22 protein-coding genes and 2 pseudogenes are annotated in these 22387 nt (G+C 68.2%); 9 read left to right on the top strand and 15 right to left on the bottom strand.

Translation table 11 applies throughout. The features are described from left to right. Positions 1 to 9 precede the first annotated feature (9 nt). Genes OG504_RS51420 through OG504_RS51410 form a run of 3 tightly spaced genes read right to left on the bottom strand, consistent with a single transcriptional unit; the run spans position 10 to position 1205 of the window. The gene (locus OG504_RS51420; protein WP_405996074.1) at positions 10 to 387 is read right to left on the bottom strand and encodes a hypothetical protein; all 378 of its coding nucleotides are present in this window, start codon (positions 385 to 387) and stop codon (positions 10 to 12) included. 49 nt (positions 388 to 436) lie between these two features. Beyond that, positions 437 to 967, bottom strand: a complete 531-nt coding sequence (pyrE, locus tag OG504_RS51415) for an orotate phosphoribosyltransferase (RefSeq protein WP_405996073.1) — start codon at positions 965 to 967, stop codon at positions 437 to 439. Further along, positions 948 to 1205 carry a DUF3761 domain-containing protein gene (locus OG504_RS51410; RefSeq protein WP_405996629.1) on the bottom strand — a complete coding sequence of 86 codons (258 nt, stop codon included), beginning with the start codon at positions 1203 to 1205 and terminating at the stop codon, positions 948 to 950. Before OG504_RS51410 ends, pyrE begins: the two co-directional genes overlap by 20 nt. A 381-nt stretch (positions 1206 to 1586) precedes the next feature. Between OG504_RS51410 and OG504_RS51405 the strand changes: the two genes are divergently transcribed. Continuing rightward, positions 1587 to 2162: a peptidase inhibitor family I36 protein gene (locus OG504_RS51405; RefSeq protein ID WP_405996072.1), complete on the top strand. Its 576-nt coding sequence runs from the start codon at positions 1587 to 1589 to the stop codon at positions 2160 to 2162. Between the two features lie 426 nt (positions 2163 to 2588). Here the strand turns inward: OG504_RS51405 and OG504_RS51400 are convergent, their stop codons facing one another. Continuing rightward, the gene (locus OG504_RS51400) at positions 2589 to 3200 is read right to left on the bottom strand and encodes a hypothetical protein (protein WP_405996071.1); all 612 of its coding nucleotides are present in this window, start codon (positions 3198 to 3200) and stop codon (positions 2589 to 2591) included. Between the two features lie 188 nt (positions 3201 to 3388). On the opposite strand from OG504_RS51400, the gene OG504_RS51395 reads away from it, so the two are divergent. Both OG504_RS51395 and OG504_RS51390 read left to right on the top strand, forming a co-directional pair. Beyond that, positions 3389 to 4030, top strand: a complete 642-nt coding sequence (locus OG504_RS51395) for a hypothetical protein (protein WP_405996070.1) — start codon at positions 3389 to 3391, stop codon at positions 4028 to 4030. Beyond that, a pseudogene (locus tag OG504_RS51390) lies at positions 4029 to 4599 on the top strand (transposase); the annotation flags it as partial. The gene OG504_RS51395 and the pseudogene OG504_RS51390, both read left to right, overlap by 2 nt. A gap of 350 nt (positions 4600 to 4949) precedes the next feature. Here the strand turns inward: OG504_RS51390 and OG504_RS51385 are convergent. Continuing rightward, a complete protein-coding gene (locus OG504_RS51385; protein ID WP_405996069.1) occupies positions 4950 to 5363 on the bottom strand; it encodes a peptidase inhibitor family I36 protein in 414 nt (137 codons plus the stop codon). Between the two features lie 536 nt (positions 5364 to 5899). Between OG504_RS51385 and istA the strand changes: the two are divergent. After that, positions 5900 to 7376: pseudogene (gene istA / locus OG504_RS51380) on the top strand (IS21 family transposase). Positions 7377 to 7413: 37 nt separating this feature from the next. On the opposite strand, the gene OG504_RS51375 reads toward istA, so the two are convergent. Further along, positions 7414 to 7695 carry a hypothetical protein gene (locus OG504_RS51375; protein ID WP_331754393.1) on the bottom strand — a complete coding sequence of 94 codons (282 nt, stop codon included), beginning with the start codon at positions 7693 to 7695 and terminating at the stop codon, positions 7414 to 7416. A gap of 58 nt (positions 7696 to 7753) precedes the next feature. Here OG504_RS51375 and OG504_RS51370 point away from each other — a divergent pair, with 58 nt between their 5' ends. Then, positions 7754 to 8119: an ATP-binding protein gene (locus OG504_RS51370; protein WP_405996068.1), complete on the top strand. Its 366-nt coding sequence runs from the start codon at positions 7754 to 7756 to the stop codon at positions 8117 to 8119. A 50-nt stretch (positions 8120 to 8169) separates the two neighbouring features. On the opposite strand, the gene OG504_RS51365 is transcribed toward OG504_RS51370, so the two are convergent. The 4 genes from OG504_RS51365 to OG504_RS51350 all read right to left on the bottom strand — a co-directional run bounded on the left by OG504_RS51365 (position 8170) and on the right by OG504_RS51350 (position 11930). Continuing rightward, entirely contained in the window at positions 8170 to 8652 is a 483-nt protein-coding gene (locus OG504_RS51365) for a hypothetical protein (protein WP_405996067.1), read from the bottom strand. A gap of 34 nt (positions 8653 to 8686) precedes the next feature. Beyond that, on the bottom strand, positions 8687 to 9121 hold the full coding sequence (locus OG504_RS51360) for a DUF6262 family protein (RefSeq protein WP_405996066.1): 435 nt from the start codon (positions 9119 to 9121) through the stop codon (positions 8687 to 8689). Then, positions 9118 to 10686 (bottom strand): tyrosine-type recombinase/integrase, encoded by a 1569-nt coding sequence (locus OG504_RS51355; RefSeq protein WP_405996065.1) that lies wholly within the window; start codon positions 10684 to 10686, stop codon positions 9118 to 9120. Before OG504_RS51355 ends, OG504_RS51360 begins: the two co-directional genes overlap by 4 nt. Before the next feature lie 578 nt (positions 10687 to 11264). Continuing rightward, positions 11265 to 11930, bottom strand: coding sequence for a tyrosine-type recombinase/integrase (locus tag OG504_RS51350; protein ID WP_405996064.1), 666 nt, complete (start codon positions 11928 to 11930; stop codon positions 11265 to 11267). A gap of 625 nt (positions 11931 to 12555) precedes the next feature. Between OG504_RS51350 and OG504_RS51345 the strand changes: the two genes are divergently transcribed. Both OG504_RS51345 and OG504_RS51340 read left to right on the top strand, forming a co-directional pair. Then, the gene (locus OG504_RS51345) at positions 12556 to 13005 is read left to right on the top strand and encodes a spore-associated protein (protein WP_405996063.1); all 450 of its coding nucleotides are present in this window, start codon (positions 12556 to 12558) and stop codon (positions 13003 to 13005) included. Positions 13006 to 14229: 1224 nt separating this feature from the next. Then, the gene (locus OG504_RS51340) at positions 14230 to 14781 is read left to right on the top strand and encodes a hypothetical protein (protein WP_405996062.1); all 552 of its coding nucleotides are present in this window, start codon (positions 14230 to 14232) and stop codon (positions 14779 to 14781) included. A gap of 141 nt (positions 14782 to 14922) precedes the next feature. Here the strand turns inward: OG504_RS51340 and OG504_RS51335 are convergent, their stop codons facing one another. From OG504_RS51335 to OG504_RS51320, 4 genes are all read right to left on the bottom strand, one after another. Next, entirely contained in the window at positions 14923 to 15381 is a 459-nt protein-coding gene (locus OG504_RS51335) for a hypothetical protein (RefSeq protein ID WP_405996061.1), read from the bottom strand. A 267-nt stretch (positions 15382 to 15648) separates the two neighbouring features. Next, positions 15649 to 16554 carry a hypothetical protein gene (locus OG504_RS51330; RefSeq protein ID WP_405996060.1) on the bottom strand — a complete coding sequence of 302 codons (906 nt, stop codon included), beginning with the start codon at positions 16552 to 16554 and terminating at the stop codon, positions 15649 to 15651. A gap of 55 nt (positions 16555 to 16609) precedes the next feature. Beyond that, the gene (locus OG504_RS51325; RefSeq protein ID WP_405996059.1) at positions 16610 to 16972 is read right to left on the bottom strand and encodes a hypothetical protein; all 363 of its coding nucleotides are present in this window, start codon (positions 16970 to 16972) and stop codon (positions 16610 to 16612) included. Continuing rightward, the gene (locus tag OG504_RS51320; protein WP_405996058.1) at positions 16969 to 18753 is read right to left on the bottom strand and encodes a hypothetical protein; all 1785 of its coding nucleotides are present in this window, start codon (positions 18751 to 18753) and stop codon (positions 16969 to 16971) included. The genes OG504_RS51325 and OG504_RS51320 overlap by 4 nt, the downstream gene beginning before the upstream one ends. Positions 18754 to 18892: 139 nt before the next feature. On the opposite strand from OG504_RS51320, the gene OG504_RS51315 reads away from it, so the two are divergent. Then, entirely contained in the window at positions 18893 to 19279 is a 387-nt protein-coding gene (locus tag OG504_RS51315; protein ID WP_405996057.1) for a tetratricopeptide repeat protein, read from the top strand. A 471-nt stretch (positions 19280 to 19750) separates the two neighbouring features. On the opposite strand, the gene OG504_RS51310 is transcribed toward OG504_RS51315, so the two are convergent. Further along, positions 19751 to 19963, bottom strand: a complete 213-nt coding sequence (locus OG504_RS51310; protein ID WP_405996056.1) for a hypothetical protein — start codon at positions 19961 to 19963, stop codon at positions 19751 to 19753. A gap of 1202 nt (positions 19964 to 21165) precedes the next feature. On the opposite strand from OG504_RS51310, the gene OG504_RS51305 reads away from it, so the two are divergent. Then, a complete protein-coding gene (locus OG504_RS51305) occupies positions 21166 to 22383 on the top strand; it encodes a sialidase family protein (protein ID WP_405996055.1) in 1218 nt (405 codons plus the stop codon). Positions 22384 to 22387: the final 4 nt, after the last annotated feature.

The following is a 22387-nucleotide window of genomic DNA, read 5'->3' as shown; positions in this document are numbered from 1 at the left end:
CCGTACTGATCAGTCATCCATCTCGACGATCAGGTAGCCGTTGTCGTCGACGTACGCGGGATACACATAGCCGTCCACGATCGCCCGGTCGACCACCACCGGCACCTCGGTCAGCATCCGGCCAGCCTCGTCGTACGTCGCGCGCCAGGTGTAGCCACTGGCATCCATCACGGTGTCGACCCACACCTGATCATTGGGGGACCGGCCCTCGGCCTCCGCGGCTTTGCGGGCCTCCAGCGCGACCCCGTCCGCGGTGCGGGCGCCGACCGCGAGCCCGGCACGGGGCCCGGCGACCACGTCGCGGTGCTGCAGGTGGCGGTGCAGCAGCAGGACTTGGACCAGGTCCTTGGTGCCCTCGGACTCGCCGAGCATGACAGCGAAGTACACACATGACGCCCGCGGACAGCGTGACGGCGAGCGACAGCCGTGCTGCCGATCAGGCTGCCGCTCGCAGGTCTCCGGCCGTCAGCAGCGACAACAGTGCGATGCTCTGGGCCGCGAGGGCATCGGCGCCGCCCTGTTCGCGGTCGATCACGCACAGAGCCTCATGCACCTGCGCCCCCAGACCGCGCAGATCCGCGGTCGACAGCACGATCTGTCCACCACTGGTGACCACATCCTCAACGACCAGCACCCGACGGCCCACGACCGCGGCGCCTTCGGCGAGACGGCAGGTGCCGTACGGCTTGGCCTGCTTGCGCACGAACGCGCAGGGCAGACCCGTGTGCCGTCCCAGCGCGGTCACCACGGGGATGCCGCCCATCTCCAGGCCGGCCAGAACCTCGGTGGCAGAGGGCACCAGCGGAACCATCCGCCGGGCGATCTCATCCAGCAGGACCGGGTCCCCCTCGAACCGGTACTTGTCGAAGTACTCCGTGGCAGTACGCCCGGACCGAAGCGTGAAACGCCCCGTCAGATGCGAGGCGGCATGGATACGGCGAGCAAGATCAGAATGAGTCACAGGCATCCAGTCTTCCAGCTGCGGCCACGGAACGCGTCCACCGATACCAGTACTTGACGCCCCGATGGTGCGAGCATGTCCCGCGGGCGTGGGCACTGTATGGGTACGAGCCGTCCTTGCACTTCGCGGTAGCCCCGTGCGGATGCGGCGAGTTCTCCTTGCAAACACCCGCCGTGTGCCGCGCGCACGACGCGGCCGCCGCATCGGCCGCCACGGCCACGAACACCAGCAACGCCCCCGCCATCACTGCCGCCGCAACCGCGCCCCGGAATGTCGCCGGCATGACTCCCCCTTCTGGTCGTTCGGCAGAGGCGGGCACGCATCCGCCTGCCTCAGCATCCGGGCAGACCAGGCGGACCGACACAAAGCAGCGACTGTCGTAGGACGGCCATCGCACTGGGTTCGGCGGGACCGCCGACCGCGTGCACGGCACCTCCGGCTCACGCCGCTGGCCACGGGCACAGGAACCCGGTGGATCTCAAGGGGATATCGCACATTCGGCGATCACCACGCGGACCGCGGAGCGCGTTCCGTTCAACGGCACAGCACGCGACGGCGTCGGCCCGGGCTGTCAGCGTTCTCCGGGTCACGCACCACTGTCGTCGACGAGGAGAAGTACACGCTCATGAGAACGCAGCGAGAAGGAACGAGACTCGGACGTCTGCTCGGTGCCGTCGCGGCCTGTGCCGGACTGCTGATCGGAGGAGCGGCGATCGCCGCTCCCGCCCACGCAGCCGAGGCCACGGGGTCGGCCGTCACGGCCACGGCCCGCACCGCGGCAACGCCGGACTCCTTACAGGGCCAGCTCGACAGCATCATGGCCAAGCATCCCGGTGGCACCCAGACCGGCAGGGACGCCATCACCTGGAAGAGCGAAGGGGTGACGCTGAAGCTGACATCGCCGGCGGCTCTGGCGGACTGCGGGAGCGGGCAGTTCTGCCTGTGGCAGGACAACTGGAGCGGCCGGATGCTCAGTTGGACGCCGAGCACCTCACTCTGCTCGGGCTTCACCATCAACCTGACCGACTTCGGGTTCAACGATGTCGCCTCCTCCTGGGCGAACAACACGCAGAGCTACACCATCGACGTCTGGCACGACATCGGCCAGGGTGGATCGAGACTGTGGACCGAACTCCCGGGCACCAGCTCCCAGTTCGTGTCGGCCAACGACCAGGCCTCCAGTCTGAACTGTCACCTCTGACAGTGCCGTCCGGTCCCGCCAGGACCGAGTGGGCCCCTGCGCCGAAGCTGTGAGCCGGGCCGACGCAGGGGCCCACGTCCTCGCGCTCCGCGCCCGGGCCGGCTGCGCGGGTCGCCTCGAAGCCAGCACCGCTGAACACGTGGACCTGGAGGCACCAGATGCGGTCCTCCCATACCGGCCCTGGCCGCCGGCCCGCCCGTTACCTCGCCGGTCGCCCCGTCAAGTACCGACCGACCAGCTGCCTGGCCGCTCCCGGAACCCGTGATTGCGTTCAAGGGCCCACTGGGGGATCCCCGAGGTGAGCTCCAAAGCCTCCAGCTACTGATCCTGTGGTTCAGTCCGACGGCGGCCGTCGTCGACCATCCACACTCCGGGGACCGGAGCCGGTGCGATCGTCGGCGCCGGAGCGCTGCTCGATCACAGCCCCTACGGCTGGGCGGGTCCGGCTGACGGGACACCTTGTCGGCGCAGGAGCAGGCCCGCGGGCCGCCGCAGGGCGAAGGTCAGGCCGAGGACGAGTGGGATCTGCAGGAACTGCTGGATTACCGGCGGCCCGGGCTTGTCCCCTCGCTTGAGCGTGGCACGGCCCTGCGGATCGACGGTCACCGTGTAAGTACCGCCTACCACCCACTTCCAGCCCATGAGCCCGTTCTCCTCGAACGGAGCCAGCGGTGGGCCGTCGAGGACGGTGACCGTGTAGCGGTGGACGCCCGGATCCATGCCGTCACCGGCGGACCACCGAATCTGTCGGACCCTGACGTGTTCGGTACGCCCGTGCTGGTGCAGCGCCTGCTGATCCAGCTCCAGGTTCTGCAGGAACAGCACCCCGAAAAGACACACCGCACACAGCAGCCATCGGAGGTCCAAGTACCAGCACGTGCACAGGAACACGCAGCCGAGGAGGATCGCCAGCGCGCACAACGCGTCGATCCACTGGGCCTGCGTGACGAAGGCCGTGCGCACTATCAGACGCACGATCGCCCACAGCGCCAACGCCGCGCCGGTGCTTGCGGCGCCGACGAGCACCCGCCAAGCCATGCCTGTCCGCCCTTGTCCTGCTTCCTCCGCGCTCACCCTCACCCCTGCTCTCGACGAAACCGTCGGCTTGGTGGTGCACGCGTTCCAATGTATGGATTGTTGAACGATCCTTCAATAGGATGGTTCAACATTGAGTCGTCTGCTTCGTGGACGCGGAACGGCAACCAACCGGAGGGCTGAAGAAGAAGATGAGCCGGCATCAGTTCGAACAGGTCGACGACCTCGGGCGGATCCTGTTCTGCGACGACCCCGCACTGCAGCTCGAGTGCGTGCTGGGGGGCCTGGAGACCGCGGAAGGCACAGTCACCCTCCATCCCGCACAGACACCCCGCCTGCCCACCGCCCTCTTCGAGTTCAGGCAGGCCGTGGGCGTCGGCCACTTCGGGTACGTCGCGCCGAAGGGAGCCTCGCCCGACGAGATACCCGAGGAACCGCAGATCGAAGGCGCCATCCTGTTCGGCATGAGGCGCCTACCGCCCGACGTCTACTGCGACCTGCCCTCGATCCCCGGATGGGAGCTGCACGAGATACCCGATGAACAGCCAAAACTGGCGCGGTGCTACGGAGACACCTACTCCCGGCTGGAACTGCGGACGCCCGACGGTGAGATCTACTCCCGGACCTGGGTCCCGCACGACCCCGAGTGGGCAGCCGCCGCCCTGCGTCACGGCTACGTCGTGTGCCTGTGCGGCGTGGAACTGGGGATCCGCGCACCATACGCGATGACCGACGCCCAGCACACCCCGGGCATGCGCCACGAATCCTTCCGCCGCGGATGCGCACTGGGCCTGACCATCGGCGGACTCGTCACCTACGTCGACCACCGCTGACCAAGCCACGCCGTGCGACACCACCCGCTACGACACGGCCGAAGCCCTCGCCTGGGACCGGATGCGCCCCCGATTGCAGACCCGTGGCCCCTGGCTCGACCACTGCGGTGAACTCCCGCTGATCCACGGCACGTTGATCCGGCTGAAGGTCGAGCACCTGCCTGGTGACCGCGGCCCCAAGCCGGTGTGGCTGTGGTCCTCGCGTACCGGCACGACCGGTCAGGACGTCGATGTCGGCCGGCAGGCGTTCCTCCGCAGATTCGACCTTGAACACACCTTCCGGCTGTTCAAGCCGACCCTGGGCTGGACCGTCCCCAAGGTCCACGATCCGCACACGGCCGACCTGAGGACGTGGCTGATCATCGCCGCCCACATCCAACTCCGCCTCGCACGGCCCCTCGCAGAGGACCTCCGCCGCCCTTGGGAACGGCCCGCCGAGCCGCGTTGGCGCACCCCCGCCCGGCTCGAAGAACCTCAGGTCAGCGGCACGTCACGAGCTTGGGAAGACCGTGAAACGAATCGCAACCCTCACCGAGCACGTCCGCCTGAAACAACAGCGAGGTCAATGATCGAGATGAGCGATTGTGACCGTCACGGGCTCCGGGAGGCCAGGTCTCTTCAGCCATCGAGCGGCGACAAGCCAACAGCCGTCCCCGGAGTCCTCGGGCTCACCGATCCTACGAATGACCGGCGTGGGCCCGCGCTGGAACGGTAGGACAAGCTCAGAGGCGCGAGCTGCCGTCCTGCTGCTGGTCGCCCTCGGTCCCCCGTGCCGCTGTGGACGGTGAGGCGGCCGGGGAGCTTCGGCCGGGCGCCCGTGGTCGTCATGATCCGCATCGGCGACGGTGGGGCCGCTCCCCCTTGACGGCCCCACCGGGCGCTCGGCCCGTGCCGTGCTCACCTTCTCCGGCGTCCGGACTCAGCAGCTGGCGAGCCACTTGTGGGACAGCACCTTGAGGCCGGGGCCGCCGCTGACGCCAGGGCCCTTCACGCCCTGTCCTATGCAGCCGAGATACCCCGAGTAACCCGCTCCGGAATAGAGGCCGACCCCCTCGTACGAGGAAGAAGTCCCGTGGTTGTAGACCGACTTGACGTTGCGGTCGTCGGCCCATGAACACGTCACGGTCCCGCTGGTCCAGTCGCTGTCGGCGTTGCTCCAACTGCAGCGGTTTCCCGTGTAGTTGATTTGGTCCCAGACGCACAGGCTGCCGGAAGGGCAGTCACTCGCGGCGGCTTCGGCCGAAGTCGGTGCCAACAGGCCCAGAGCCGCCACCGTGGCGGCGACGACGGTCGCGCTCAGAGTCCTGCGGACTGTGCGTGTTGTGACGTTCATTCATGGTCCTTTCCCGTGAGTGATCCTTCCGGCGGAGAACACGTCTCGGGCCGGCCCCTCGGCGGTGCGTGCACGGATCGTGGAATACCGACCTTGTCGCGACCTTGTGGAAACCTTGTCCGCCCTGTAGGTGCCTGCCGTGATGAATCCGCACCCCAGGTGATGAAGTGGACCGAGCAGACCGGTTGGGATAACGGACTCTCAACTGCTGGGCCCGCTGGAGTTGCGCGTGGCCGGACACTCCGTGGAGCCCGGTCCGGTGGGCCTGCTGGTGGACCGGCCGTGGGGTGGCATCCGCCCGCCGAGGCCCTCGCTTCGGTCTCTTCGCGCATTGACGGCGGCCGTTGCAAAGTCCAGTTGTGCGGCCAGCCGAGTCCAGGCTGATGGCCACCGGAATTCCAGGTGGATGGCCGTCTGACCAGTGGTGTTCCTGATCACTTCCTTAACTGGCGGAGACCCCTCCGACCGTTTGCTGGTGTTTGCACGCATCAGCTACCGGCCGGAGAGGTCCTGTGACGAAGTCTGACACGGAGATCATGGAAATCGTTGGGGCGTACGACCTGACCGGGACGGTCTGGTCCGCGGCGACCTTGACGGGGCACGACCCGAAGACGGTCAGGCGGTATGCCGAGGCCCGCAACGGCGGGCGCAATCCCTATGAGCGAGAGCCGCGGCCGAAGATGATCGACGCGTTCCTGGAGAAGGTCGAGGAGTGGGTCGAGCAGTCGAAGGCGACGATCCGCGCCGATGTGGTCCACGACAAGCTCGTGAAGATGGGCTACCGGGGCAGCGAACGCTCGACGAGGCGGGCGGTGAACACGGCAAAGACCGCGTGGAAGGCGGGCAAGCGACGAACGTACCGCCCGTGGATTCCCGAGCCGGGCCGGTGGCTGCAGTTCGACTGGGGCGAGGGGCCGCGCATCGCGGGGCGTCGGACCTGGCTGTTCTGCGCATGGCTGTCCTGGTCGCGGTTCCGGGTGGTGATCCCGGTCTGGGACTGCACGCTGGGCACTTTGGTGGCCTGCCTGGACACCACGCTCAGGCGGATCGGCGGGGCGCCGACGTATGTACTGACCGACAACGCGAAGACGGTCACCGTCGAGCACATCGCCGGGATCCCGGTACGTCATCCGCAGATGGTCGCCGCGGGCCGGCATTACGGCTGCCAGGTGGTCAGTTGCGTGCCCTACGATCCCGAATCGAAGGGCGGCGCGGAGGCTGCAGTCCGCATCGCGAAGGCCGACCTGGTGCCCACAGATGCGAACCTGCTGGCCGCCTACGACACCTTGACCGAGCTCGCCGATGCCTGCCTGACCTGGTGCGATGCGGTGAACTCGCGCCGTCACCGGGCGACCGGGCAGATACCCGTCGACCGTCTGGACATCGAACGCACCACACTGCATGTCCTGCCCATCGAGCCGCTCGCGCTCGCACTGGGCGAGGAGAGACTGGTCGGCTCGGACCGCACCATCAGCTTCAACTCGGTGCGCTACTCGACCCCGCCGGGCTATACCGGTGCCAAGGTGTGGTGCCGGGTGGTCGGCGAGGAACTGTCCATCACCGCCCGCACCAACTCCGGTGACCTGTCGGAGATTTGGCGCCACCAGCTTTCCACCCCGGGTGTTCCACAGATCATCGACGCGCACTGTCCCGACCATCCCGACGGCCGCAGCATCCACCAACCGAGGCTGCAGCCCCGCTCGGAAGCGGAGATCGCGTTCATGGGCATCGGCGCCGGGGCCGGGCGCTGGCTCAAGGAAGCCGGCCCCGCCGGCGCGGGTCCGCATCCGCGCCAAGATGGCCCGCGCGGTTGAGCTGGCCACCGTCCTGGGCAACGACAAAGTCGACCAGGCCCTCGGTCTGGCGGCCACGGCCGGGCGCTTCGCCGACGACGACCTGCTCTCGATCCTGGGACACATCGCCGACAGCAAGCCTGCCGGCGAGGTCGTCCGCGCCGACGAGTCCCACTCCGTCCAGAACGGAACCATCGGCTGGCAAGCCCTGGGCCAGTAGGCAACGACTTCAAGGAAGTTGACGCACGACTCTGCGGTCAGTCGCCGACAAACCACAGATAACGGTGTGACCCCTGCTCGACGACCTGGCACAACTCGCGAGCCTGCCCGACCCAGTCACCGCCGCAAGCAGCCGGGAGCCGGTCGAGTTCCGCCAGCAGCAGCGACACCTGCCGATGGTTGAAGACCGCATCCCCATAGGGAATCAGGCCCCAGAGCATCGGGAACAGCCCCGGATTCAGATCACCGAAAGCGGAAGTCCACTCCACCCCGCCCTCGGCCCGGGCTATGACGTCGCCGCTGTCACCGCGCACCTGCATATCGATCACCCGTCGAGCCTATCGGCGCCAATCCTGACCGACGAAGGAATTGACGACCATGACGTTCCCCCAGGCCCCGGCCCTGCCCGAGGAGCTCGACAAGCTCATGCGCCACATGCGCCTGCCCTACATGCGCAAAGCGGCCCCGGACGTCCTGGCCACCGCCCGAGCCCAACGCTGGGACCCCGCCGAGGTGCTGCGGCTGCTGATATCCGAGGAGGTCACCGGCCGCGACGCCGCCACCCGGCGTCTTCGTCGCCACTCGGCGAACTTCCCCACCGGCAAGACCCTGGGCTCCTGGCGAGCCGAGGACTCCACCATCCCCGAGCCCACCCAGAACTCCCTGATCACCCTGGAGTGGATCGGCCGCGCCGAGAATTTGGTGATCGCCGGCCCCACCGTTATCAACGGTTTCAGCTATTGATGTGGCATTCTTGCACTTCAGAACGTTGATGAGATTGCTGCCAGGTGGTGTCAGCGCAGGCTGGCAAGTTCATTGACGTGGCGAGTGGGGACGCCGAGGAAGAGGTCGGTCCGTGCCGGTCCATGGACGATGTTGAGCGTGTCGAGACGGTAGGTCCATTCGCCGCCGTGTGAGCCGGTAAAGCGGTAGTTGACCTGCCAGCGGAGCCATTCTCCACGGGCGAGGCGAACGGCCGGGGGACGCCGCCATCTGCGCGGCATGCCGAATGGCGTCGCGACCAACTGAACCCGCAGCAGTCCGTCGGCTTCCCGCAAGAGCACGCCGGCGTCCGTGCTGGAGTTGGGCATGCTGTCGTGCGTCACAGACCGGGGCTGGAAGTCTTCGGCTTCGTGCATCCGGACCTCGTGCATGAAGGGCGGCGAGCCGAGCGGCAACGGAAAGGCCGTCGGGGTCGCGTTCCGACGCGCGGCTTCGAGCCCGCCGCGGGATTGTTTGGTCCAAGACGTGCGAACCCACTGCACCACTGTCTCCACGAGGTTGATCCTGCGGCATGGTGCTGACCGGCCGCTACTTCGTTTCGGCAATGGCCGCCTGTGGCAGGCCTCGGCGGGCGAGTTCGCGTCGTAGGTCGAGGTTCTCGCCATGGGCCTGCTCCAGCGCGTCCCGCAGGGCCTGTACTTCTTCTCGGTGCTGCTTCTTCAGGCGCGTGATCTGGCTGGTCAGAGCGAGAACGAGGGTGCTTTCCGCGTCGGCGGGGGCGGCCGGTGCAGGAACAGGGCGGGCTTGGGACCGCAGGCGTTCAATGCGTCCTCGCAGGTCGGGGTGGTTATAGAGGAAGGCATGCGAGACGCCTGCCTCGCGCTGAACGCCTTGGAAGGTGATCGGCTCGCCGCGCTTGATGAGCGCGCGGATCGCCTGTTCGGCGGCCTTCGTCTTGGCTTGCGACTTCGCCTTCGCGGCGGCGGTGAGGGTCTGGGTGCGTTTGGTGCGGGCGTCGGTCATGGCCGAGTCCTTCGGTGACGGTCGAGATCGAGACTGATCGGGACGGGGCCTGCGGGGGCGGTGCCGCAGCCGGCGCCCTGGACCGCCCGGCCGGGCTGTGAGCCGATGGTGTCCAGCAGCTTCTCGCGGGCGGCGTGCTCGGCTCGCCGCTGCAGGAGCCAGACGTTGTCTTCGGGCATCGGGCGGCCGTGTCGTTCCTGGAAGGCGGTGGTGGAGCGGTCGATCAGTGCGGTGGTCTCGGTCAACTGCCGTTCCAGCGCCGCCTTGTGGGATGAGTCGGTCACGAAGACTGAGCAGGTCAGGCAGGCGTTTCCTTTGTCGCAGGACTGCATCGGCGGCAGCATGCACCAGCCGTGGGGCAGGAATCGGTCGGCACGGTTGAACAGGTGGAGGCTGTCGTGGTCGTTGCGGGAGAAGACGACGTGGGTGCCGTCGGCCCTGAGTTTGGCGGTGGCCAGGAACGCCTGCTCGGCGTGTTCCTGGCGGGCCGCGACGTAGTGCATCGACATCGACGGGGTGGTGTGTCCGGCGTAGCGCATCAACACGTGGACGGGCAGGCCGAGTTCGGCGAGCCGGGTCAGCTTGGTGTGACGGAAGCGGTGGGTATGACTCAAGCCGACGGCCTTGCCCTTGCTGTCGGTGATCTTCACGATCTTGCTGAACTCGCGGAGCATCCAGCTGTAGGTGCCCGACGGGTAGGGCTTGTCGCCCTGGCGGTTGCCGGTCCTCTGCATGAACAGGTGACGCGGGGCGATGCCGGGGAAGTGATCACGGACCCACTTCCGCTGTTCCTCGATGACCGCGACGACCTCGAGATCGACAAGGATGTTGTCCGGCGCGATATCGATCTTGCTCTGTGCGTAGTGGAACCGGGCGATCTCCTCGTCCTCGACCGCGTCGAGGACCCGGTCGGGGACCGGGGAGAGGCAGTCGAACAGGCAGGTGCGGATCTCGCTGGCCCGCCGACCGGTGAGGATCTGCAGCAGGATCATGCGCATGGCCTGCGGGTCGTCGAAACCGCGAGCCGTCGTCTGCTGTCCGTCGCCCCGAGTGACCAGCATGTGCTCGTCGCGGCCAAGCCCGAGCAAGGGCAGGGCGGCGGGAATCTGGGCGAGCGCGTGGTCGTCGACGTAGTGCTCGTCGTTGAGGTCCCGCTGGTGCGGAATGCGGGAGACCTGACGGAACCACCCGGCCGCGTGCACGTCCGTGGCCCTCGACCACGGGTGGGCGCCGAGGACCTGGCGGGCCTCGGCGGGGTTGGCCGCGACGAACGCGAACAGCTCGGCGACGGCCCGCAGGTCATCGTTGAGCTCACGGGCGGCAACGGGACGCTGGGCATGCCGTTGCTCGTTCTCGCGCAGGAGGCGGTTGGCGGGGTCGGCGTCCCAGCGGCGGAAGGCGGCGGCCGTCTGGACCGCATGGGCGGGATCGCCCAGGACGTCCAGCGGATCGGCGAAGGTCGACAGCCACCGGTCGAAGCGGACCAGGCAGCGCATCCGTTCCTGGCTCACCGTGGACCAGCGCAGGACACCTGCTTCCAGCTGGGTGCCGAGCCACCATTTCACCGCTTCCCGCAGCCACTCGTGGGTGATCTTGGAGGGTGAACAGCCGTAGTGGGCCTGGGGTTCGTGCTCCGCCAGCGGGATGCGCGGGTCGCATCTCGGGTACCACTCGTCCAGCGTCCACCACGGCTCGATGGAGCATCGGGCAAGCAGGGCCAGACGGGAGAATCGGCAGCATCACCCGCAGTCGGGCGATGCTGCCGTGCGGCGGAAGCCGGCCCCAGCGGGTGGCATAAAACCACCGCTGCAGAGCGCTGGCCGTCTCCCAGTCCATCGTGCGGATCGAGGACGGGAAAGCGTGGTTCTCGCGAAGAGCCCGGCGAAGGATGTTGGCCAACTGGTTGGTGCCCAGCACCGCAGAGCGGGTCCCGTCCTGAGCCTGCCAGTGCGCCATCCAGGCCAGTTCGGCGGAGATCAGGTCGGGCAGGCCCCGCAGGTCGATGCGTCGGTCGCCGTTCTCGGTGATCCTGTCCCAGTCCTCGATGCCGTCGCCGATGACCGGCCCCTTCCAGGGCTCGGGCAGTTTCAACCACAGATGCCAGAACGGGTCCAGGTCACCGACCTTGTGCAGATGCCGATGTTCACCGGCCATCGGTCACCTGCCAGGGGGAGATGTACGACTTCCAGTTCGCCGCGGCCCGCAGGGCCTCGTCCTCCCGGACCCAGCCATAGAGGTCGATCGTGGTCTGGACCTGTGCGTGTCCGAGGCGGCGAGAGACCACCCACTCCGGCGTCCCGGCCAGCAACAGCGCGGTCGCGTGGCTGTGGCGGAACCAGTGCGGCGTCCACCAGCCGGGGCCGATCTTCTTCTTGCGGAGGGCGGCGGTCCTGTCCCGCACCGTTCCTTCCCGCACTGCGGCCAGCAGCGGCGGCCGGGTCAGGTTCACCAGTAGCGGCGAGTGCGTACCAATCTCCTCACCCAACTCGGCGGCCCGGCAGGCGAGATGGGTCAGGTAGTCGGCGAACAGCTTCTCCAGGTCGGTGCCGACATAGACCCGGCGAGGGCGCATCATCTTCACCCTCGCCCCGTTCTCGTTGTCCTCGCGCGGAACGATCTCGATATAGGGGGTGTCACCGCGGCCCATGACGAAGTCACCGATCCGCAGGCCCAGGGCCTCGCCCAGCCTCATCCCGGTCTCCGCGAGAAGGGCGAACAGCAACCGGTCACGGAGGTTCCCGGTCCACTCGCCGAGCGAGGTGTCCGGCATCGCGCAGCCGTCCAGGATGCCCTGGATCTCGGTCGGCAACAGCAGAGGCGGCCGCCCACGATACCGGTGGCGGCGGACCCTCACCAGCAAGGACGGGCCCGGCACGGTGCGGGCGTCCAGGTGTGCGAGCAGTCCGCGGGCCGGGGCAGCACACGAGAACCGACGTGAGGAAGTCGTACTTCGTGCTCCGGGGATCCCGGAACCGGTGGTGCGTGGAGACCGAACTGATTCCACCAGTGTGCGAGCCACACGCCCAAGGCTCCTACGGGTTAAATCCCGAGCTTGGACACATATCGCGCCGAGGGGTTGCGGCAAGAACGCGCCGACGTCCACGCGTTGCCGTGCTGTCGGGCGGATCCGCGATGTCGGGACGTCGGACGCGGGCGGCCACAGGTCACCCGGGCCGCAGCCTGGCGTTCTCGGCTTTCGATGTCCTCGGGCGAAGACCGCGGCGGTGACGGCACGGAGCGACCCGGTGCGCGGACGGCGGGCCTGGGCGCCGCCGCAACCTCCTTGCCCACCGAGGTCACGGCCACCCGGCCGTGTTCCCGGCTCGCCCGGTCAACTCGGCCGGATCAAGCCGGTGCGAGGTCACAACCCTGGGCGACCGGCGCGTGTCTGACCTGTCAGGAGCAAGACACTCCTAAGACCATAAGGGGGAAATATGCGATTCAATCATTCCATTCTCGCCGGTACCGCGATGGCGGCCCTGGCATTCGGCGCGACGACCGTTCTGGCCGGCCCCGCCTCCGCAGCACCGAACACCACCGCGCAGAAGGTCTGCGGAAGCAGCTACAAGACCGTCAACTCCGCGCCCGTCGGCACGCAGGGCACGGTCTACCTGACCTACAACGCCTCCAACGGCAAGAACTGCGTCGCGACCATCCGCACCAACCCTGGCACCGCGCGCGACATGGGCGCGTGGGTCTACGTCCCCGACACCGGCGAGTACGCCCAGGACGAGGGCGCGTACACGTCGTACGCCGGACCGGCCTACGTCCAGGGCAAGGCCCACTGCGTCGACTGGGGCGGCCACATCGACAACGTGTACGTCTACGTGACGGGCTCCAACTGCGCCGCGCTGAAGGAGCACCGGGTCACCACGGTCCGCTGACCCGCAGAGCACTGCCACGGTCCGGCCCACTCCCGTCATCCGGGGGTGGGCCGGATCCCATCGCCGGCCCGGATACCCCGTCGCCCCCGCGCCAGCGAGGGCAGCCCCATGGCCGGAAGCTGCGGAACCGTCCCTGGAACACAGGTCTCCCGCGTCCGCCGCTCCGCTTCCGCGACCTTGTCCTCGACCTGCGCGACGCTCAGCCCGCGCCCTGGGGCCGGACCGCCGCCCGGACCACATCCTCCACACTCCCCATGGCGGCCGTCCTCCCGTGCCCGCTCCAGACCGAGCGCGCGGTCGGCTGCGCACGGCGCTCAGGGCTCAACTTCCCAGCCCGGGGGCATCCGATGTGCTGGACACGGAGCAACTCCCTCTGGGTGATGGGGCGAAGGGGAAGAAGCGGTCCGCCGGGCGGCCGACGGTGCGGGATGTGCAGATGATCATGCCGTTGGGATGTCGCCTCTGCCCGATGAATCCTGCGTCGGTGCCGTGAGTCGCGGTTGTCCACGGGGATGAGGAGGTCGCCCCGGTCGCCGTCCGTGAGGTGTCTGACGCCGATTTTGCGCAGGCAGAAGGTGTGGACATCAGGGGTGCCGGGCGAGATGACGATGTCCCTCGGGCCGTCGATCAGGGTGTCGATGGGAAGGGGGCCCCGTGCCACGCTTCCGAGGGGCCGAGGCACACCGGGCACTGGATGATCGATTCCAAGGGATGCCTGCGGAGGATGTGGGGGTGGGCGGCGGAACATCGAGGTCCTGCACCACGTCCGCGACACCACCGTCGCCGAGGACGCCTCCCAGCTGCGGACCGGCAACGCGCCCCGTGCCAAGGCCATCTGGCGCAACCTCGCCATCGGAGCCCTCCGCACGGCCGGAGTGAAGAAGATCGCGGCGAGCCTCCGCCGCAACGCCCGGGGCCCTCACCGTCCCCTCGTACTCCTCGGCCTCGGCTGATCACGAACAGAACGTCATACAACTGCGCCGAAGCCCTGGGGCTCACGTGACCACGGAACGACACCTCCTCACCCACGATCAGCAGTCACCGGGCAGCCCTTAGGGTGAGCGGATGGCCGGACGAGATGCAGGGAAGACGCGGGCGACACTGCCTGCTCACGCGATCGAGGTCGGATCCGGGCCGCTGGATCGACCGGCGCGGAACTCCGTTGGCGGCTGGCCATTCCTCGACAACCCAGAGGAATGGCCTTCATGCTTCTGCGGGGAGCGGATGGCCCTGTTCTTCCAGCTCGACGTGCCTTTGGACCTAGGGCCTTTTGGTGGAGATCATCTACTCGTCTTCCACTGCCGTGCGCACAACGACGCGTCCGAACCCGAGTTTGCTGATGGCCGGCTCGTGCCCGAGTACTGGGACGCTCCGCAGTTGCCCTACCCGCGTCCGTTCTGGCGCGTCCTCCTCCAGCAACACGCGGTGTTTCCGACTGCGGAGCCCGAGCCGTCGGTATGTGCACTGCCGCTGAGGCTTCAGCCCTTCGTGGACACCCCCAGCCCGCGCGGGCTGGGAGCCCAGTCGTTCAAGGTGGGCGGCTCACCGTCCTGGGCGCAGGATCCTGAGTACTACGAGTGCGTGTGCGGAGCGGATCTGGAGTACCTCTGCCAGGTTCCGGAAGGCATGGAATTCGCCGTCCATCCTGGCCAACCAGAGCAGCCCTACAGCGTTGGAGCTGACACTTACGGGCTGTTCCTCGGCAACGAGGTCTACCTGCTGGCGTGCCCGGCCCATTGCGATCCGGCGGCAGTCTGGCCCGTCAACCAGAACTGAATTCCCGGCACCACCGGCCTGCACAGTCCTGTCCGCGCACCCTCACCACGAGCAGACCAGCGCACGTTCCGTAGATCGATTACGGGACGGCCCTCCAGCCCCCACTGCCGATAGATCAAAATGAGCTACGGTCTCACGGCTTTACCGCAGGTTTCGGCAGATGGGCCGTGGAACGTGTCCGCCGGAGCAGACCCATTCCGCCTCTCCTGAGGTGTTGCTGGGACGGACACCGAGTCCGTGGGTCGGGTGTGTGGGCCACACGATCCAGCCCAGGTAGGCCAGGTAGGTCTGCACACCGTCGGCTGCTTCGGCGAAGACGCCTTGCGCGTCGGCAGACTGGATGTGGGTGCCCTCCACCGAGATCTTGCCCAGTGCGAACCGGGGGTCCGGGTCCATTACGTCGACGAGGATGTCAGGTGACGGATGCCCGGCGGCGCGGACGTCGCGCGTAAGCGCGGCGACTGCCGTTTCCGCCAGGAAAATACCGCGTGCCATGACGTGCAGGGCGAGGTGGACGGTGGTCATCTCTCCGTGGTCGCGGAAGAGCGAGACCAGCCACTCGCCGACCGCGGGGTCCCGGTCGATGGGGGTGACGTCCACGTCGACGTCGTCGCACAGGCGTGCCGACCAGCGCGTCCGACCAGGCGAGGTGACGGCCCTTCAGACCGCGTCGGCCGACGGCCCGCGCCCGACCGGTGACTTCACCGCCGCCCACCACTGCGCACTGTGGGACGCGGTCGCGGCAACCGGCTCAACCCGGGGCGACGAAACGGAAGTTGGGCCCTGCCCATAGTGCGTGCGCGCCGCGAACAGGGCCCAACTCGCAAGAAATACCGCGCAGATCAGGCCGGACGACCGCATATCCGGCTAGTCCGCCTCGAAGTGGGCCAGGGCCACGCTCAACCTGTCCTTCTGCAACGGCCATTCGTCCGCCGAACCCGCCACCAGGACCGCGTACTGCGTGCCGTTGGGCGCCGTGAAGGCGTAATCCACCACCTGTCTGCGCTGGTTCAGCGTCTTGTTGTCGTAGGCGTAGACGAGTTCCGCCGCGTCCTGGCCCGGCGCGGTCGTCGACGCCGTGACGTCCTCCAGGCTCAGCTGCTCGTAACCCGGCTCCTCGTTGCTCCGGTTGTTCGACGTGGACTGGAGCGCTTCGTACGGAGTGCCGGTCGGGTTGGCGACCTCGTAGATCTGGAGCAGGTCCCGGTCGCCGTCGATCGTGTAGAAGACGCCGTTCGTGCGCTCGTCGCGCTGCCAGCCGTCGGGTACGGCGATCGTGAAGCCCGCGGTGTCGTGGACCACCCGGTAGCCGGCGGGAACATCGGTGGCGTCGGCCAAGGGTGAGTCCGTGGCGGACGGCGCCCCGGAGGCCGTCGTGGTGTCCTCGGTCGACGGTGATCCACTCCGCACCGCCGTCTCCTGACCGCTCTTGTCGTCATGGGGGTTCCGTGAGCCCGACGTCAGCTGGACCGTCACGAGGGTCACGACGACGGCGGCCACCAGGGCCCCGGCACCCGCCGCCCACCACGTGCGGTGAGGGCGTCCGCCCCACTCGGGCGCCGGACGACGGGCAGACGGATACGCACCGTCCAGCGAGTCCGGATCGGTGACCGATTGCCCGGCCGTGCCAGGTCCACGGTCCAGCTCCACGACCGGATCGCGCGCCGGGCGGACCGGAGGCGGCTCGGATGCCCGGCCCGCGGACGCCCCGCCGTCACCGTCCTCCCAGTCCTGCGTGTCCTCGTTCCAGTACGGCTGTCCCCCACCCCTCACGGGCTGCTCCTCCCCCGTTCAACTGCCCTTGCCTACCGTCGAGTTCGTCATCCGCTCACAGGCCGACCATCGCCGCCACCGACCCGGCGGACGCAAGCACCGTCAGCAACGCCTGTGAGTCCGTGAGGAGTTCGCGGAGCCGCTCGCGGCGGGTGCGGCCCGCCGTGCCCGTGCTGGTGATCTCCGCCTCCGTGTCCGCGAGTTCCGCATCCAGCGCCACGGTCGCCTCGTCGGACCGCACCCGCCGCAGGTCGGCCCTCAACTCCCGTACCGCTGCGAGGAGTTCCTCCGTGGCCTCGTCACGGGCGGGCGCCGTGTGCTGGTGGGTCTCCGCGTGCGCTTGGTGCCCGATGGCGAAGTTGCTGCCGTGCACGTCGCCGATCGTGACGCGCGGCTCGTTCGCGTCCGAGGTGGTCATGGGGTGTCCGGTCCCTTCTGCGGCACGGGGCCGCCGGTGGTCGTACTGGCGGAGGCCCGGTCGCCGATGGCGAAGTTGGAGCCCTCGACGGAGTCGATGTTCACGCCGCCGTTGCTGATGTTGACGATCTTCTGGACGAACTCGCCGGTCTGGTAACCGGCTTCGGCCAGCGCGATGCGCACGCCGTGCGAGATCCGGTCCTGCACGCTCCTCAAGTACCGGTCCACGTCCATCTCCTGGAACAGCGAACCCGAGGGCGCCGAGCCGAGTTCGCGTACCGACAGCGCGGGGCCCTCCGGCAGCGCGCCCGCGTAGCCGCCGGTGAGCAGCCGCCAGCCGTACGCCGCGGTCCGGCCCAGCGTGACGACGGCGGTCACGATGGCGCGCGGCACCTGCGGCACCGTCGCGGCGGCCTTGCCGATCAGGTGGTTGTGCCGGAATCGGTGGGCGACCCGGTCGGCGTCCTTGAAGTCCTCGCGGACCGGTTGCAGGACGTGCGGGGCGATCTCCAGCATGAGCATGCGGCCCTGGGTGTGAATGCGCACGAAGACCGTGACGACCAGCTCCTCGTCCCAGCCGCCGACCCGTACCCGCAGGAAGTGCCGTCGCTTCTCGGCGCCCTCCTCGACCGCGCGCTCCCGGTGCTTCGCGAAGACCTCGTCGCCGTAGGGGGCCATCTCGCGCCGCCGCAGCCCCTCGACCGGCAGGAACACGCACTCGTCGATCTCCAGGCGGCGCAACCGGTCGCGCACCGGGTACTGCGCGAACTCCGAGGACTCCCGCAGCTGTTCGAGCAGGGGCCGGATCGTCTCCAGGACCGAGCGGTTGCCGATCGGGCGCTGTGTCTTCATACCGTCGGGCCGCAGTTCGACGGCGAGGACCCAGGTGTCGTGGGGGGTGCCCGCGCCGCAGAAGGGGTGGGCCTCCTGGTACATGATCAGCGGCGCGTGCTGTTCGGTCCGGATCAGCCCGGCCAGCCGCTGGGAACGACCGCTGCCGCCGCGGTAGGCGGGGTCGGCGACGGCGTCGGCGAAGCCCTTGCGGGACAGCTCCGCGCCCAGCGCCCTGGTGACCTGGCTGCGCTGTGCGGTGATGCTCGCGACGACGAGCACCAGGACGAGGATGGTCAGCCACGCGCGCAGGGCGCCGGGCCCGTCCGAGGACGAGTTCGCGCCGAAGAAGCGGCCCAGGAAACCGAGCGCCGGATTACTGATCGACGGCGCGCTCTGCGTCGGGTAGCCCTCGGAGTCGTACGTCGTCGTCCCGGCGGACGAGGAGGGAGCGGCGGACTTGCCGGAAAAGGCGTCGGCGAGCGTCACAGCCAGGATGCCGAGAAGGAAGAATCGGCCCGACCACCGCAGGTAGAAGGCGAACCAGCGGCGCAGCAGCGACGGCCGCTCGGCATGTCCCCTGACCCGGCTCGCCATGGCCAGCATGAGGCTGGGCAGCAGGAAGAGGAGCAACCAGGAGTCGGTGACCAGCATTCCGACCACCCACAGACCGACGATCGCCCCGGACCAGGCCAGGTCCAGACGCCGGGCACGCAGGGCGTGCGCGAGGACGCGGGCGGCGTCGAAACCGGACGAAGGCGCCACGATCCGCTGTTCGTTGACATACAGCTCGTCGATCACGCGGTCGCGGTAGAGCGGGTCGAGATAGGTGCCCGCGCACAGGAGCCGGGTCGACTCGGTGGCGTACGACGGAGTGGCGGCGTCGGGCGGCGTGGTGGCCCGGGGCTGCTGTGGTTGGTGCGGCTGTTGCGGCACGAATGCGGTACTCACGCCATCCCCCGATGGTAAAGCCGGGCGAACTCGCCCTCTGCGATCTGACTGGGCATCAGGATAGCGAACCCAGCGACGCCGTAACCGATTTGTGCACATCCGGCCCTGGCGTACAGGCGTGCGGCCACAACCCGTGCGTATGCGTGTCCACCGATCCGGCTGCCGGCCCCGCACCATGGGAGAGGCGTTCCGCAAGGAGGGAGTCGACCTGCAAGGCGCCGAACGCTGCTTCACGGAATCGGTCCATCTCTTCCGTAGCGTGGGCGACGACTACGGACTGAGCGGTGCTCTGGGCAACTTGGGTATCCTCTGGCGCCAACAGGGCCTGCTGAGGGAGAGCACACGCAACCTGGCGGCCGCCGAAGACATCTTCCGCTCCCTCACCTTGGAACGCGCCCTGGCCTGGACACTGCGGGAACAGGCCGTTATCAGCCGCCACCACGGCGAGTACACGTCAGCGCTCTCCGAACTCGACGAAGCCGCAGCCCTGTTCGCCACGAATGACGAACCTCGCGGGATGGCCTGAGTACCGCGCACGCGGGCCGATACCGACGCCGGCGGCGTCGAGCGCGGATGCCCCCTGAACCACCGCTGATATGGAGGCCCATGGCCGGGGCAACTCCGCCCCGCTCGTCCTGCAGACGACCCCCATTGGGCACGATCCCGCGCCCACTACGCCGCCGCCGAGCTGATCATGGAAGAGGTGGACGACCACTGTGCCCGCACCTGGGCCCCGCTCGGGCGAGCCAAGGCGGAAGACAACAACCTCGACGAGGCAATCGCCCTAGCCGAATCAGCCGTCTCCACGTACCAACGCCTCCTGCCAGACGGGTCGACGAAGCAATCGCGGCCCTCCGGCTCGCCCGTCTCTACAGCGCTGCAGAGCGCCGCCAGGACGTTCCTTGTCAGCCCGACAGCGCCCCGCCCGCACCCGTGCAGTGGAAGGAGCCGTCGTTTTCACGCCCCTGGAGTCGGTTACGGCCGCGGCTGTGGAGCGTCAGCGGCCCGACTGGGTAATGCCGTCGGCGAGCTGCCCCACCACGTTCAGGATTCCCTGGCCGAAGGCGGTCGGGGCGACCAGTACGCCGAACACCAACACGATGAGCACGGTCAGTTGTTCATCGGTCCGCTTCCTCGCCTCAGTACGGCGACGAAGCCGCAGCACGATGATGACCGCCAGAAGGACCGCGAGATTGATCGACAGCACCATGAGAGCCCCCTCCTCCGAATGCACCTCGTTCAGATGTAGCGAGCACGGGCAGTACGGACAGCTCAGGGGCCAAGAGATGGCAACAAAGCACGTACAGTTCGGCCGGATACACGGGGTTGCGCGGAGCACAGTGGCAGCGTTCGACCGTAAGGAACGGCTTCCCGGAGCGAGCACTCAGCCGCCGCAGGCGCCGGCCTGGGTCGGGCCGACCAGGAGGCCGGCCGGAGCAGCCGTCGTCGGTACGCCGGCAGGCGCCTGGTGTCGCGGGCGTGCAGGCTGGTCGTGTGGAGGGGCCTCTGGACGTCTCCCTTGGGCGGCCCGCACAGCAGCTGCCGACGGGACCGTGGGCGTGCGAGATCACATCATGGACAGGGTTTCGAGCTGTCCGTCGTCCGCCGGAGAGCCTGCCCACGGAGGCCGGAGCCGGCCGTCCGTTGTCCAGTGTTGCCTCGGCGCACAAGGGCTGTTGGCGATGGGGCACGGCATGGCACCGAGGCTCGGGTCCACACGCTCGACACCAAGATGTTCATGATCGACGCGGTGCCGGACCGGTGGGTCCGCCGCCTCGGACGACACGGCCATGGTGACCGCAGGTAGGGGCCAAATCCGCCAACCCCGTATCCGCTCTTGTGTCAATGGCGGCGATCCCATCGATCTCTACCGTCAAATTCGGCCGAGTTACCCATAGATGCGGGATTCGCCCGGCGGAGTGGTACTGCGGTACCACTCCGCCGGGCCAATTGTCTCCTGTGGTCCCACGAGCACGGCAGCGACTCTCTCTAGCCTGAGCGGGCCGGATCACAACCAAGCGAAGAGAAGCCAGTTTAACGCCTGGCGCAGTCGATTTTCCCCTTTGGCAATGGACCGAGTCATTGGCTATCGGATCGCGGGCGGGAACCTGACGTCAGCGGACCGGGCTGGAAACAGGCGTCCATGAGCGATGTTCGTGAGAGTTGGCCGAGCCTGCGGCCGCGGGGTCGATATCAGTCCGATCGATTTCGGTCCCGTGGCGCAGAGAACAAAAGAATTCTGTTCTGTCGGACGTGGAAATTGAGGATCACATGGTGCTGTTCAGAAGTTCTGCCGCGACGTTAAGCGCGGCGGCGTTCTCCGCACTGTTCCTGGTATATGGAACACCTGCGGCCGTTGCCTCGCCGATCGGCGCAGGCAACGCAGCCATTCACGAAGTCGACGTCACCAACATGCCGGCCACCAAAGAGGGCCAGCCCACGGTCGCCGTCAATCCGAGGAACCCGAAGAACCTGGTGTTCGTCTCGACGATCTTCCCGCCGTCACCGGGCCTGGAGCCGGTCGACGGCGGGTGTTTCCTCGCCTACTCCAACGACAGGGGCGACACCTGGACCCAGGTGGCGTGGCCGCTGGGCACGGCGGCGCCCAAGTGCGGTGAGCCGAGCGTGCAGTTCGACGCGAAGGGCACCGCGTACGTGGACAACAACCAGGTCAGCTCCGGCCTGGACGCGAACCTGGTGAACCACAACCAGGTCGCGAAGTCGACGGACGGCGGCCGGACCTGGACCGACCCGGTCTCCACACCGCTGCTCCTCGGCGGCGCCCCGAAGATGCGGGTGGACGCCGCGACCGGCAAGGTCTACGCGGTCGCCGGGGCGGCGTGGGAGTACCCGAGCGCGGTCTCCGTCAGCGCGGACGGCGGCAAGACCTTCAGCAGTGACTCTCGGGTGATCCCCGGGCCGATGCCCTGCATCGAGGTGGCACCGGGCATCCCGCTGGTGTGCGGCTATCCCGGGCGGGAGATCGCCGTGTACGGCGGGATCCTCGTCTCCGCATCCCAGGAGGCGGGCAAGCCGGTGAACTTCCACGTCAGCCGTGACGACGGCAAGACGTGGACGAACACGACCGTCAAGGACGGCCAGGGGGCGCCTGTCGCGGCGGGCACCGGTTCTCTGGTGCCGACGCCGGGACTGGGCGCGGCCGCCGACCCCGTCCCATGGGTGGCGGCCGACACCTCCCACCGCGGCCGGTTCGCCGTCATGGTCCCCCGGGACTCCACCACCCTGGACGTCTACGTCACCCCGGACGCCGGCAGGACCTGGACCGGCCCGGCGACGATCCCCACGCCGGACGCCCAGCGGCCGGCGATCGACTTCGGCGCCAACGGCGACCTGGGTGTCATGTGGCGGACCACGACGGGCGACGCGTTCTCGGTCGTCTCGTTCGACCACGGACGCTCGTTCGGCGACCCGGTGCAGGTCAACCACGTGACCGAGCCGGTCGGGGAGATGGGCCCTCCCGGTGACCGCTGGTCGGGCATCACGCTGACCGACAAGTACGCCTACGTCACCTGGGCCGACGGGCGGAACGACTCCTCCCTCGACTCGATCATCAGCCGAGTGCCGCTGAAGCTGTTCAAGAGGCACACCGCCTCGACGTCGACCAACTGAGACC

The sequence above is a fragment of the Streptomyces sp. NBC_00986 genome, from assembly GCF_045162565.1.
Classification (GTDB): Bacteria; Actinomycetota; Actinomycetes; order Streptomycetales; family Streptomycetaceae; genus Streptomyces.
Note: the sequence above shows the minus strand (reverse complement) of the source record. Positions and strands in the feature narration are given on the sequence as shown.

What these genes read in the sequence shown, in the direction of transcription:
- OG504_RS51385 (WP_405996069.1), bottom strand. Translation starts at nt 5,363, where the DNA reads ATGAACGTCACAACACGCACAGTCCGCAGGACTCTGAGCGCGACCGTC.
- OG504_RS51405 (WP_405996072.1), top strand. Translation starts at nt 1,587, where the DNA reads ATGAGAACGCAGCGAGAAGGAACGAGACTCGGACGTCTGCTCGGTGCC.
- OG504_RS51315 (WP_405996057.1), top strand. Translation starts at nt 18,893, where the DNA reads ATGCGTGTCCACCGATCCGGCTGCCGGCCCCGCACCATGGGAGAGGCG.
- OG504_RS51360 (WP_405996066.1), bottom strand. Translation starts at nt 9,121, where the DNA reads ATGACCGACGCCCGCACCAAACGCACCCAGACCCTCACCGCCGCCGCG.
- OG504_RS51370 (WP_405996068.1), top strand. Translation starts at nt 7,754, where the DNA reads ATGACGTTCCCCCAGGCCCCGGCCCTGCCCGAGGAGCTCGACAAGCTC.
- OG504_RS51340 (WP_405996062.1), top strand. Translation starts at nt 14,230, where the DNA reads ATGGCCCTGTTCTTCCAGCTCGACGTGCCTTTGGACCTAGGGCCTTTT.
- OG504_RS51400 (WP_405996071.1), bottom strand. Translation starts at nt 3,200, where the DNA reads ATGGCTTGGCGGGTGCTCGTCGGCGCCGCAAGCACCGGCGCGGCGTTG.
- OG504_RS51305 (WP_405996055.1), top strand. Translation starts at nt 21,166, where the DNA reads ATGCCGGCCACCAAAGAGGGCCAGCCCACGGTCGCCGTCAATCCGAGG.
- pyrE (WP_405996073.1), bottom strand. Translation starts at nt 967, where the DNA reads ATGCCTGTGACTCATTCTGATCTTGCTCGCCGTATCCATGCCGCCTCG.
- OG504_RS51375 (WP_331754393.1), bottom strand. Translation starts at nt 7,695, where the DNA reads ATGCAGGTGCGCGGTGACAGCGGCGACGTCATAGCCCGGGCCGAGGGC.
- OG504_RS51345 (WP_405996063.1), top strand. Translation starts at nt 12,556, where the DNA reads ATGCGATTCAATCATTCCATTCTCGCCGGTACCGCGATGGCGGCCCTG.
- OG504_RS51410 (WP_405996629.1), bottom strand. Translation starts at nt 1,205, where the DNA reads ATGGCGGGGGCGTTGCTGGTGTTCGTGGCCGTGGCGGCCGATGCGGCG.
- OG504_RS51395 (WP_405996070.1), top strand. Translation starts at nt 3,389, where the DNA reads ATGAGCCGGCATCAGTTCGAACAGGTCGACGACCTCGGGCGGATCCTG.
- OG504_RS51325 (WP_405996059.1), bottom strand. Translation starts at nt 16,972, where the DNA reads ATGACCACCTCGGACGCGAACGAGCCGCGCGTCACGATCGGCGACGTG.
- OG504_RS51310 (WP_405996056.1), bottom strand. Translation starts at nt 19,963, where the DNA reads ATGGTGCTGTCGATCAATCTCGCGGTCCTTCTGGCGGTCATCATCGTG.